This window comes from Cobetia sp. 3AK (genome assembly GCF_029846335.1).
Classification (GTDB): domain Bacteria; phylum Pseudomonadota; class Gammaproteobacteria; order Pseudomonadales; family Halomonadaceae; genus Cobetia; species Cobetia marina.
This window is the reverse complement of sequence record NZ_JARWKR010000005.1, coordinates 113,416-126,187: the sequence shown is the minus strand read 5'-3', so window position 1 is coordinate 126,187 and position 12,772 is coordinate 113,416. Positions and strand designations below refer to the sequence as shown.

Here is a 12,772-nt window from a genome sequence, read left to right as displayed (position 1 = left end):
ATCCAAGGGCATGCGTGATATCTGATGTGCCCGAGACTGCGCGGTGTGTCATGCCGGTCACGACCGCCCACGCGACTGACGCAGCTCACACAGCTCACACGACTTACACAGCTCACACGACTTACACAGCTACGGCGTACGGCGTCGTCAAGGAGGATGAGATGGTGGCCAAGACCGAGATTCATGCCCAACAGCAGACACTGCCGGGCACGGAGCGCCTGATGGAGCCACAGGCGATCTTCATCCGCGACGACTATCGCGGCAGCGGCAAGCTCGAGAACAAGGTGGCGCTGATCACCGGTGCCGACAGCGGTATCGGCCGCTCCGCCGCCATTCACTTCGCGCGCGAAGGTGCCGATGTGGCGGTGATGTATTTAAGCGAAGAAGAGGACGCTCAGGAAACGAAGCGACTCGTGGAAGCGGAGGGGCGCCATTGCCTGTTGATCGCCGGTGACCTGCGCGACGCCGAGTTCTGCCGCGACGCCGTGGCGCAGGTGGTCGAGACCTTCGGCGGGCTCAATGTGCTGGTCAATAACGCCGGCACCCAGTGGGTCAGCGAGGACCTGACCACCCTGGAGGATGTCCAGTGGGAGCAGACCTTCGCCACCAACATGCACAGCATGTTCTACCTGACCAAGGCGGCACTGCCTCACTTGGGAGAAGATGACACCATCATCAATACCACCTCGGTCAATGCCTATATCGGCCCGGACTTTCTGGTCGATTACACCGCCACCAAGGGCGCCATCGTCAGCTTCACCCGCTCACTGTCCAATCAGGTGGTCGGCCGCGGGATTCGCGTCAACGCCATCGCGCCAGGGCCGGTCTGGACACCGCTGCAGCCGGCGACACTCGGCGCGCATGACCCGCAGATGCTGGAAGACTTCGGTGCCGACACCCCGATGGGACGTGCCGCGCAACCCTGTGAGCTGGGGCCCTGCTATGTTTTCCTGGCATCACTGGATTCCTCTTTCATCAGCGGCCAGACCCTGCACCCCAATGGCGGCACCGTCGTCAATGGCTGAACGCTGAAGGCGCACTCGGCCTTTGTGTCCGTGAAAGCCGGTTCGTGAAAGTCTCACCCTGCTTAGAAGTCAGAAGCGCATCCTGTTTCGCCAATGGCACGCTCGTTGGCAACCACCGCAACAGGGTGCGCTGACGCCCCTTGCCAGGCGTGAGCACGACGCTATCCTCAGGCGCTGGAATCCCTTATCCTTGAGCCTATACCACGTGTCACGATGCATGATTCATGAGCGACTGACTCACTGACGGCGTCTCACCCCCTCGATATCCTGTTCGCGAGACTCATGTCAGAGACTTGAGCAGCAGGCTGGAGTATTCCATGATCGACTTCCATAACAAGGGCGTGTTCAAGCTCAAGCCACACGCCGAATACGCAGAAAAGGTGGAAGCGTTGTTGTGTGAAGGGGAAGAGATTGTCGCGGCCTACAAATCGATGCGTGATGGGGTCATCTTTACCACCAAGCGCGTCATAGCGGTGAATGTGCAGGGCCTTACCGGGAGCAAGAAGGACTTCACCTCGCTCCCTTACAGGAAGATTGACGCCTTCTCGATTGAAACCTCCGGTACCTTCGACCTCGACTCTGAGCTCACGATATTCTCCTCCGCCCTGGGCACCGTCAGATTTGAATTTACCGGGTCTACGCCATTGACCGACATCTCACGACTCATTGCCCGTCATGCGTGTTGAGCCATTTCGCCATCATCGTACTTCTCTACGGACGTGAATGAGACTGCTGATATGAGTGATACCACTATCCAACAATTCGAAGAAAACATGAAGCGTGAGCTGGAGCGATATGTCCGCTCCTCTACTGTCCCCGCCAGCTCAACCTCTCCCGGCACCTCGCCGCGCGTTCGCCCTGAGGCACCACGCGCCAGAAAGACGACCACTCCGCTCAAGGGACTCAGAGTGACGCTGGGCGTCAAGCAGAAACGTCTGGCACTGGAAGAACCCTTCACGGTGCAGACTGACAGCATCTCCCGGGTGGAAGCGCGCATTCAGGCCGAAAAGGCTGCCCGCAAGGCCGGCTGGAAGATCATCAGTCACGTGATCGACTGGAATGATACCGAGCGCGAACCCGACGCTCGCGGGCGCTAGTAAGCTCGCTTGTGCTCCCGGGGAATGCCCGCAAGCTCCCGGGGCAATTCTGCCTCAATCGGCACGGCCCCCCGCACTAGCTCTACGGCCTGACAGGCAAGGCAGCTGAAAGTCTTCGGGTATCTGTTACTGCCCCTCAAGTTATCGCGACTCAAGTTACTGCCCTCAAGACAATCCGAGAGCCACATTGCTGCCCTATTGCCTGTCACGGCGATGATTGGCGCTGGGGGAAGGCATATGGGTCAACTGCCTGCGCCAAAAGATCGCTATTCTCCGCGCTATACCAGCATGGTCCTCATCGGAGATTGGGCAGGATTTCACCCGCTCACCGTCGACTGGCATAATCATTTCTCATGTTGCGATGGGCTGACATCACTTTCGTGACATTGACATCCAGCTGGTATCCGAAGTACCAGCGAGACATATCAACAAGGAAGACGATTCATGATACGCAAGGCTGTACTGCCAGTGGCAGGCCTGGGAACTCGATGCCTCCCCGCCTCCAAGGCCATCCCCAAGGAAATGATCACCATCGTCGATAAACCGGTGATTCAATATGTGGTGGAAGAAGCGGTGGCAGCAGGTATCAAGGAAATCGTCCTGGTGACGCATTCCAGCAAGAATGCCATCGAGAACCACTTCGACAAGCACTTCGAACTGGAAACCACACTGGAAGCCAAGGGCAAATTGGCACTGCTCGAAGAACTTCGCAATCTCATCCCTGATGACGTCAAGATAATCAGTGTGCGTCAACCGGAACCACTGGGCCTTGGCCATGCCGTGCTATGCGCCAAACCCATCGTCGGTGATGATCCTTTCGTCGTGATGCTTCCAGACGTACTGGTGGATGGTGAAGGACTTGAGACAAATGACCTGGCCCGCATGATGGAAGCCTTCGAGGATACCGGTGCTGCCCAGATCATGGTGGAAAACGTACCGCAAGACATGGCGTACAAGTACGGTATTGTCGCGCTTGAAGGTGATACACCTCAGCCTGGCAAGTCTGCCCAGATCACTGGCATGGTCGAGAAGCCCAAACCGGGAACTGAACCCTCTACCCTGGCAGTCATCGGACGTTACCTGCTACCTGGTAATATCTTCGAGCTGCTTGAGCAGACTCCTCCGGGTGCCGGTGGCGAAATTCAGCTGACCGATGCCATCGATGCCTTGCGCAATGGCAAGTCGGTTGCGGCCTATCGCATGGTGGGTGATACCTATGACTGTGGCCATCAACTGGGCTATCTGGAAGCCACGCTTTCCTTTGCCAAGCGTCACCCGAAGTTTGGAGAAGGCTTCCGGGAGCTGTTGACCCGTTATCAGGACGACAAGGTATCCTGAGGCGAATCATGGAGATCGGTCTCTTCTCATAGAACGAGATGTCTGAACTGCCACAGTACCTCCTGAGCGTCACGGGCCCCGTTATCTTGCTATCAGATAACGGGGCCCGTGACGTTTCGTGACCAGGAAAATGGCTTGGCTCATTGAATGCAGGAAGATGAAGCCGCCCTCACAGTTTCACTCAACCTTTCATGTGGAAGACGACACTCAGATTATTGGCCGGCATCTCGACCACCCTGTCGAGCGTCAGGCCGTTACGCTTCGCTTCCTCGATCACGGCTTCCAGATCGCGCACGCCCCATAGTGGGTTGCGGCTCTTGAGCTGGATATCGAAGCCTTCGTTGCTGGGTGCCGTGTGCTGACCTTCTCGCTTGTAAGGGCCGTAGAGATACAGCACGCCGCCCACCGGGAGGCGTCGCCCTGCCCGTGCCATCAACTCGGACGTGACGCGCCACGGAGAGATGTGGATCAGGTTGATCGCCACCAGCGCATCGCAGGCCACTTCAGGCCACTCGGCCAGCACATCCAGCGTGATGGGGGCCTTGAGATTGGCCAATCCTGTCTCTTCGCGCCAGTCCGCGATCGACGCCAGCGCACGTGGGCTGGCGTCACTGGGCTGCCACTCAAGATGAGGCAGGCCACGCGCGAAGTGCACGGCATGCTCGCCGCTGCCACTGGCCAGTTCCAGCACCTGACGACGCTCGGCGAGGACATCACGCAAGACATCGAGAATCACGTCACGATTGCGCTCGACCGCGGGGCTTGCCAGCCGTCGGGAGTTCTCCAGTGCGACATCCTTCTGGGCCGCGTGGCGTGCTGGGTCCTTGGGGTGTTCCGGTAATGCTGACGAGGTCATGCCCTGCTCCATTGACAGACTGAGGCTGGTGATCATACCAAAGCGCCGCACCCCATGGGGCGCGGCGCTTGACGACATGCAGGGAGATCGCGATGGCACGCCTCAGCGTGTCGGGGCCATCGTGCTGCGGGCCCGCCAGAAATCCAGCACCCGCAGGGGATCCCCTACCTCATGGGCCTTGTGCTGGGCGTTGTGCGCCATGGCGCGGGTGGCATCCCGATCACTCAACAGACGCTCCAGCGCCGCCAGCCACTCTGCCGGGTCATCCCCGACCAGCAGGCCGTCGACGCCATCCTCGATCAGCTCATGATAGGGAGCGCGACGACTGTAGACCCCCACCCCGCCCATGCGCGTGATATCGAGAAAACGCCGCCACGACATGTCGTGATTGACCGAATCCGCCATCAAGGGCGCGAGACCGATGGCGATCCGCCGCCGCGAGCAATAGTCCTGGAAAGCCTCCCAGCCCAACGCCTCCATGGACTTGAGGCGCGGAATGTCACTCAGCGCCAGCGGCAGATGACGCCCCATCATCAACTCCACCTCGGTATCGTCGTGACGCGTCTGGATATCGCGCAGTACCGGTGCCAGCGCCACGATATCGTCGCGATGCGCCAGAGTGCCATGAAAGCCGATGCACCAGTCCTGACTGTCGAGATGGCGAAGGTCCGGCAGCGCCCCTGTCAGCGGCGGCGTCAGCAGGCTGACCTTGGGATGCAGGCCTGCCAGAGCAGTCTGCAACTGCTCGCTGACCACCACCACCTCATCCGCCAGCGCCAGCAGGCGTTGCTGCAACTCACGAGCCTGCCTCTCGCTTTCCTCCTGAGGCTGCGCGGTAACGAGATCATGATCCAGCAGATAGCAGATGCGGCCATGCTGCTCGCGGTGAGCCTCCAGCATCTCGATCCACTCCTCTCCCAGGGTGCGGGCGATCAGCAGACAGGCACCGCCGAGACGCGCCTGAGCCAGCCTGGGCGAGAACTTCCAGCGACGCGTCTCGAAACGCTCGACGCGAGTGCCTTCCTTGCGCAAGGCGCCCATGGCAGGCAGGAAGAAATAGATGTCTTCCAGTGCCAGAGCATCATCGCTGAGTACGATCCAGCGTGGGGTTGTCGGGAAGGCGGTCATGACAGTCTCCTTTACACGAGGCATTCATGGTCCCGGCGCGTCTGGCACGGAGGCCAAAAAGGGAGGCAAGCGCGCGAAAGAGCACACATTGTCTCTGGGACGCTTCCTCTGAGCTTAATGAATTCTGAGCCAGACACCACCCGAATGCTGCCAACATGTAGCGGAGGTAATCAACGTGTTACATGCGTTAGGGCCGCTGACAGCCCTTCCAGCAACGACAAGGCCCACAGGGTAAGCTGTGGGCCTTGACTCATCGATACCTCAAATGACCGGCCGATCACTCATCGACCGGCCCTCATGGGGCTTGCCTCATGCGACCCTGATCAGCTCGTGTCGATCCTCTCCTTGTGAGGTCGCCCTTCTCACATCCTCAAGACGCTTGAGCAAGTACTGCCCATAGCCCGTCTTGCTGAGACGCTGGCCCAGCACCTGCAACTCCTCATCGCTGATCCAGCCATTGCCCCAGGCAATCTCTTCCAGACAGGCAATCTTGAGTCCCTGACGATGCTCGATGGTCTGCACGTACTGCCCTGCATCCAACAGGCTATCGTGGGTACCGGTATCCAGCCACGCAAAGCCACGGCCGAGGCGCTCGACATGCAGATCCCCACGTTCCAGATAGGCATTGTTGATGCAGGTAATCTCCAGTTCGCCGCGCGCAGAAGGCTTGACCTGCTTGGCGATTTCCACGACATCGTTGTCGTAGAAATACAGTCCCGTCACCGCGAAGGGAGAACGAGGATGAGCTGGCTTCTCCTCGATGGACAGCGCCCGGCCCTCTTCGTCGAATTCCACGACACCAAAGCGTTCCGGATCCTGAACCAGATACCCGAATACGGTAGCCCCGGAAGCACGTGACGCCGCGTGCTTGAGCTGGCCGGTAAAATTGGGGCCATGGAAGATATTGTCGCCCAGCACCAGGCAGACATCGTCTTCCCCGATGAAGTCCTCGGCGATCAGGAACGCCTGAGCAAGGCCATCCGGGCTGGGCTGTACGGCGTATTCGAAGTGCACGCCATACTGCTCTCCACTCCCCAGCAGTTGCTGATATTGCGGCAGATCTTCAGGCGTCGAGATGATGAGAATGTCGCGAATTCCCGCCAGCATCAGTACCGAGGCCGGATAGAAGATCATCGGCTTGTCATAGATGGGCAACAACTGCTTGGAGACGCCGAGCGTGATCGGGTGCAGCCGTGTACCCGAACCACCCGCGAGAATAATGCCTTTCCGTGCCATGCTGATCTCCCTGTCCCTTGACGTCATTCCGCTGTCACCGCGGATAGCGAACACCGACCGACAAATGGGCATCGAGCATCATGGCTTTGAAAATGCCTTGCTTCATCAGTCCGTGTCGCAGAACAGAGTACGTGCCCCTTACCTGTCACGCAGCATGGTTTTCACCGATATTCATCCCCATTTACCCCATGTTTGGCTGACGTTACCAACATCATTTAATTAACATACTTGGATCAAGTGTCAGTCATGCCTTGCATGATGCCGCTCATCCAGACGCCCCATGCCACCATGACGTGACGCCATACTCCAGGCCTTACAGACACATGAGAACGACGGATCAGGCGCTGACGCCCAGGCGCTCTCCTTGATAATGGCCATCACGGATACGCTGCCACCATTCAGGGTTCTCCAGGTACCAGTGCACTGTCTTGCGCAGGCCACTTTCGAAAGTTTCCCGAGGGCGCCACCCAAGCTCCCGGTCAATCTTGGCGGCATCGATGGCGTAGCGCAGATCGTGCCCCGGCCGGTCAGAGACGAAAGTGATCAAGTCCGCGTAATGTGCGACGCCTTCTGGCCGTGTCGGCACCATCTCTTCCAGCAGAGCGCAGATCATGCGGACGACATCGATGTTGCGTTGCTCGTTGTGGCCCCCGATGTTGTAGCTCTGCCCCACCTCTGCCTCACACGCCACCTTGATCAAGGCGCGGGCGTGATCCTCCACGTACAACCAGTCCCTCACCTGATGGCCGCTGCCATAGACAGGCAATGCCTTGCCCTCCAGCGCATTCAGGATCGTCAGGGGAATCAGTTTCTCGGGGAAGTGATAGGGGCCATAGTTGTTGGAGCAGTTGGTCATCAGCGTGGGCAGGCCATAAGTGCGCTGCCAGGCTCTGACCAGATGATCCGAGCCCGCCTTGCTCGCCGAATAGGGAGAACTCGGTGCGTAAGGTGTCTGCTCGTGGAAACCGGGGGCATCATCATCGAGATCCCCGAACACTTCATCGGTCGAGATATGGTGAAAACGAAATCTCTCGGCCTTCTCCGGATTGACCATCGTCAGCTGCTTCCAATGACGACGTGCGGCTTCCAGCAGACGGCAGGTGCCCATGACATTGGTCTCGATGAAGGCTTCCGGCCCATCGATGGAGCGGTCCACATGACTCTCGGCGGCGAGGTGCATGACGATATCCGGCTGATGCTCACGGAAGATGCGCGCCAATGCCTTGGCATCACAGATATCCGCCTGCTCGAAGACATACCGTGGGTGATCACTGACGGACTCCAGCGAGTCAAGGTTGCCCGCGTAGGTCAACTTGTCGAGATTGACCACTTCATGGGTTGTCGAATGGATCAACTCACGCACCACGGCTGAGCCAATGAAACCGGCACCACCGGTAATCAGGAACTTCATGCTTCACCTCGGCCACGCACTCGGCGCAGAAAGAAAATGTGAGAGTGCTGTCAGTCATGGCAACGCCGACCAGCTGGCGCTGACAATGCATCGCGCCACCACCCTCCTTGTCCCTAGATGATACGTCACGCCATCGCTGGCCCTCGCCCGATTCACTTGCCGTCGCCCAGCTGAAATTCCTGCGCCGAATGTCACCTCAATATGATGAGGCAATTCTCATATGACGAGGGAGAAACCTCCTCCCGAGGTATGACAGACACAAGAAAGCCCCGAACGCGAAGCGAACGAGGCTTTCTCGTGTCTGTCAGGAACCATGGCCGGATACCTTGCCCAGGCGTCCGGCACGTCAGTAGACCTATCTCACAGCTCACCGTTGTCAGAAGGAACGAACCAGGAAGCCTGCTCTCCCCGGACGGCGGCCTTGCGATCATCACGCTGCCGTTCAGCCTCCAGTACCTTGTACTGCACGCGATTCAACCACTCGAAACCCAGTCCCGGTAACGGAGAGAAGGGAGTCGTACGACTCATTCCCCACAGCGCGAACCGTGTACTGCCCTGCTCTGCCTCGCCTCGGCCATGCATGCCGTAGGTATTGGCGATCAACAGGGTGTTGGCCTTCACGGCAAAGTGCTTGACCTCGCCCAGCCCGAAGCGCTCCAGATCCCCCTCATCCACCCGGAACGAGCCTCGCTGGGTATAGCGATTGGGATGATCACGGGCGATCAGGCTCATGTGCTTCTCCCACGTCAATCGGGCTGACGTCAGGCGAGTGGAACCAGGCACGAACATGAAGGGGCCCTGTGCAGGCGTCACATCCTGCAGATATAGCCAGAACTTCATGGTGGGCTGGAAGGTATCCACGTGCAGTGATTTCTGAGGATCGCGCTCGTGACTTTCCAGTACACCATTGTGGATGCGCTCCAGATGCATGATGGGCTGGCGAGCATGACCACTGCAGTAACGCATGAGACGGCGGAATCGTCTGTCACGCATCAAGGCCTGCATTTCCGGCAAGGCTTCAACATTTTCCGGTGACATCACCCGGCGACGGGTCAAGGTATCTGCCTGCCGACACTGACGAATCTCGCCACGTGCCCCCTCAGCCTCAGTGAGCAGCCGCTGATACTGCTCCGCAGGCAGGAAATCTTCCAGCATCAGATAGCCATCACGCTGAAAGGCCTTGCGCTGCTCTCGCGGAACGCCATAGGCAAACCAGGCCTGGCGTACACGCATCAGCCAATGCGCAGCGCGCAGGCGTGCCAGGTGAAGACCACGCCGATTGAGCTCAGCACTGCCCAGCACTGGATTGGCCACGAAGGACTTGGCACCTGTCAGGACCGCTAGACTGGCAGACAATGTCTTGAGATGGCTCGACATGAAATGGCCTCTTTACATCTCGTGAGGTGCTTCTCCACCACTGCATCTGCAAATGACACAAGAGCCTGGAGAATCCTTCTACAACCGCTTGGTAGCAAGAGCTGTTGCTGGCGCCTTCGCCTTTTGCGACTTCATCGTCGGCATGGGTTTCTCGCCCTTGTCAGCTCTCAAGCCATGAGCAGAAGCCAATGAAGCCTTGGATACAGGGGTAATCTGGATAAAGTCGGTAATGACTTCATCAAGCCAGAAGTCATCGTGATAGGGCACGGCAGAGTAACTGCAACGGCGATCGGAAATGATCGCGTCCACTTCACGCAATACTTCTCCATGAGAATAACTACGGCCTTCCACCTTGGCCCCTTCAGGCTGGAACTCAATCTTGAGGTGGTCTGCCTGGTCATCCCCCTCACTTTCCAGCGCCAGCACCAGAAGATGGCGCTTCCAGCGTAGCGTATCGAGGCGCTTGATGGTGGCATGGTCCATGGTCATGACCAGGACCCCATTGCCAACCTTGGCGTTCAGATGCGCCAGATCCGCCAGGTAGTAGTGCCAATCAAGTGTGTCATCCCCTTCAGGGATCACGCCCAGGGCATCATGATACAGCTCGATCCCGTGGGTATCCTTCAGGTAGGTCTCAATGGGAGTGACATGTTCGGCCTTGTCGTAGACCAGAATGATGATCTTTGAGTAGATCGCCTTCAAGAAATCCCAATGATTGAAATTATCCGTCAGCAGTGCAGGCCAACGGACACGCGCCTGATGACGCGACAATGTACGTTTGAAAGAGCGCACGCTCCAGGGCTTGTCGAGAAACTCTTCCACGACACGCCTGATGATACCGGTAGAGACCCGGTTCAGCTCACAGGCCCGGTCTTCCAGAAGATGCAGCACCTTGCTCTTCAAGTAGAGGTCCTTGGTTACCGGCTTGTCGATGTGATCAATATTGTCGCGATCGACCATCAACAGGTTACAGCCGGAATGCCAGCGCAGGACTTCGATATAATCGAGCGCATTGGCCCCCAAGGAGAAGACGATGATCTTGTCTGGATGCTGGTAAGCGATATCTCCTAACTGCTGATGCCATTTGTGTTGCATCAACGTCGTGTCATCGGCGGCCACTGGCAGCGATGACTTGCTGCGGTAGCCAGCACCCACCTCATTATCATCAAAGAGGTCGCCATAGACCACGGTGCTGTCGAGCTTGTCAAGCTCAGCCAGGGCAGCCTGTTTGGCCAGAGTGTCAGAGCCTATCAGCACCAACATCTTGTTGGGAATAGACTTGACATAATCATAATGATTTTCTTGATGCGACTCGAGGCTATGCCAACGATTACGCTCTATCCAGGACTGGAGTTCAAGTCGTTCACGATAGGCTTCGCGTTCTTCATCAGCTTGCAATAACAGATCTGAATAGTCAGCAGCCTGCATAGGCGCGATAGCCGCCAATTTTGCTCTCAAATCATCAGCGCGGTGTGAAACTTTTCTGACGAAGAATTTACTTTCACCAAGCAATTCAGGGTAGTCATCATCATAATAGACTCTGGGTATTCCCCACGAATTGAAGGTGTAGCGTGTCAATAGCTCGCTGTCACGCTGATCCTCTGGCACCAGATTTGCCACCAAGGTCTGGAAGAAAAGCTCATCCGGAACCCAAGTGAATCGATAAAAGCGTTTGAGCACCGATTTTTTCTCTACCAATGAGAGAACACGCATGATAGTGGAACGGCGTAAGCACCACCACTGAGACCCCATATGGGGCGTCTGCCCAAGCGGAATCTTACGATTTATCTTGAGCTTCCGCTGTAGCTTGAGTGAATTATCGAAAAGCGGCTGTTGGTACCGCCAATTGAAGAAGTGGTACTTGGTCCAACGCTGCTTTTGTAATCCAGCAGTGACCCATTTGTGCTCTTGCGCGTTGACCGCTTCAATATGATCTTTGCCACTACGCTGTAAGTATTTCTCCAATAGCTCAACAGGCTTGATAGGCATACAAGAGCCTGAAATCAGCATGAAGTAATCACTATCGGTGTCATGAAGCTTGGCCTGCTCAAGGCAATTCAAGGTAGCTTGAACTATAGACCATTCCCCCCATACAACCTTGACTCTATCTGCGTGGTAGATATTACCTGGAAAGGAGTCAAATCCCCATTCAGTAATTGCACTCTCTAGATTTCCAGGTGAGGTAGCATCATGATGGACGAAAATGTTACTACCTGACTTAAGCAGAGGCTCTATTAAAGACTTAAGTTGTGCGGGGTGCTCATGTGCCAAAAGAATAAAAGAAACTTTCATTTTACCACCCTCCAGTATTCAATAAACCACGTCGGGCCAAGTCTTTCCAACCAGTGAATGGTATTGAAATACCAGAGTTGTACAGCATGCCCTGTGCATTAATGACATCGCCATATTGCTTGTATTCTGCTGAGTCATTGTAATGCTGTTTAGCAACCATTTCTTCCTTGACCTTATCATCGAGCTGACTGATAAACTTAAAATGTAATAGAGTTCCAGTCACCATTCGCTCATCGATACAACGGTTAAGTTTCCTTGGGAGCAACATATGCATAGAAGAGATATAAGCATAGTTCTTCTTCCACTTGACCAATGGCACCTTGTTTAGTGCCGGAGAGGATGAGGGAGCGTGTCTTGAAAAGACACGCTGCCTTACTCCTCCTTGTACAAACAAATTAGTTATGTCAGGATTATAAGATTTCGAATATCCATAGCCATCGAAATATTTGCATACCTCTAATGGATCTGTTCCAGGCGTATAGACTGTTTTATTAACTGGCTTATCGCTATACATATCTAGCATAGTTGTGAAGAAGGACTCCTGCTTGATAGAGTCCATATACTGAGTTAAATCTATCAGATCTCTAGATTCAATATGTGGATATACTATAAACTCATCCGGATCACAGGTAACACACCAGTGACCAGCACCATATTCACGCAAGAGGTAATTCAACCAATGCATGCCAAAATTTGAATCTTTATAACTTGATTCAGTGTACCAATAACTAATATCAGAATACTCTTTCAAAATATTATACGTATTATCGTTAGATCCATTATCTACAATGAAAAAGTGAGAAACACCTAACGCTCTGTAATACTCTAAAAAATATTCTAGGCGATGCCCTTCATTCTTCATAGTTGAAAAAAGAAGTATATCATTATTTTTTATAGATTCAGTATTATCAACACGCTTTATTAGATCTTTAGAGTGTTGTAATGCTTTCACTAGCGATGGCTGCAAGGTTTTTCCTTGCTTTAACAGTAAATCCAGCATAAAACCCTCTAT

The 12,772-nt window shown here is 55.5% G+C and carries 11 protein-coding genes; 4 read left to right on the top strand and 7 right to left on the bottom strand.

The annotated features are described in order from the left end of the window. Window positions 1-161 precede the first annotated feature (161 nt). From QD228_RS08765 to galU, 4 genes are all read left to right on the top strand, one after another. Complete coding sequence (locus QD228_RS08765) at window positions 162-1,025, top strand: SDR family oxidoreductase (RefSeq protein WP_271302807.1); 864 nt, start codon at window positions 162-164, stop codon at window positions 1,023-1,025. Between the two features lie 317 nt (window positions 1,026-1,342). Further along, window positions 1,343-1,711 carry a PH domain-containing protein gene (locus QD228_RS08760; RefSeq protein WP_176503785.1) on the top strand — a complete coding sequence of 123 codons (369 nt, stop codon included), beginning with the start codon at window positions 1,343-1,345 and terminating at the stop codon, window positions 1,709-1,711. A gap of 51 nt (window positions 1,712-1,762) precedes the next feature. Then, entirely contained in the window at window positions 1,763-2,122 is a 360-nt protein-coding gene (locus QD228_RS08755) for a hypothetical protein (RefSeq protein WP_279875222.1), read from the top strand. A gap of 444 nt (window positions 2,123-2,566) precedes the next feature. Next, on the top strand, window positions 2,567-3,460 hold the full coding sequence (gene galU / locus QD228_RS08750; RefSeq protein WP_279875220.1) for a UTP--glucose-1-phosphate uridylyltransferase GalU: 894 nt from the start codon (window positions 2,567-2,569) through the stop codon (window positions 3,458-3,460). Window positions 3,461-3,641: 181 nt separating this feature from the next. On the opposite strand, the gene QD228_RS08745 is transcribed toward galU, so the two are convergent. The 7 genes from QD228_RS08745 to QD228_RS08715 form a co-directional block, all read right to left on the bottom strand. Beyond that, complete coding sequence (locus QD228_RS08745) at window positions 3,642-4,316, bottom strand: DUF938 domain-containing protein (protein WP_279875219.1); 675 nt, start codon at window positions 4,314-4,316, stop codon at window positions 3,642-3,644. Between the two features lie 102 nt (window positions 4,317-4,418). After that, window positions 4,419-5,444, bottom strand: coding sequence for a glycosyltransferase (locus QD228_RS08740; RefSeq protein WP_167592989.1), 1,026 nt, complete (start codon window positions 5,442-5,444; stop codon window positions 4,419-4,421). Between the two features lie 309 nt (window positions 5,445-5,753). Next, window positions 5,754-6,680, bottom strand: coding sequence for a glucose-1-phosphate thymidylyltransferase RfbA (gene rfbA, locus QD228_RS08735; RefSeq protein ID WP_084208351.1), 927 nt, complete (start codon window positions 6,678-6,680; stop codon window positions 5,754-5,756). Between the two features lie 337 nt (window positions 6,681-7,017). Next, window positions 7,018-8,091: a dTDP-glucose 4,6-dehydratase gene (gene rfbB, locus QD228_RS08730; protein ID WP_271302800.1), complete on the bottom strand. Its 1,074-nt coding sequence runs from the start codon at window positions 8,089-8,091 to the stop codon at window positions 7,018-7,020. A gap of 360 nt (window positions 8,092-8,451) precedes the next feature. Then, entirely contained in the window at window positions 8,452-9,468 is a 1,017-nt protein-coding gene (locus QD228_RS08725; RefSeq protein WP_279875216.1) for a phytanoyl-CoA dioxygenase family protein, read from the bottom strand. A gap of 78 nt (window positions 9,469-9,546) precedes the next feature. Beyond that, window positions 9,547-11,760, bottom strand: a complete 2,214-nt coding sequence (locus QD228_RS08720; RefSeq protein WP_279875215.1) for a beta-1,6-N-acetylglucosaminyltransferase — start codon at window positions 11,758-11,760, stop codon at window positions 9,547-9,549. A gap of 1 nt (window position 11,761) precedes the next feature. After that, the gene (locus tag QD228_RS08715) at window positions 11,762-12,760 is read right to left on the bottom strand and encodes a glycosyltransferase family 2 protein (RefSeq protein ID WP_279875214.1); all 999 of its coding nucleotides are present in this window, start codon (window positions 12,758-12,760) and stop codon (window positions 11,762-11,764) included. Window positions 12,761-12,772 lie beyond the last annotated feature (12 nt).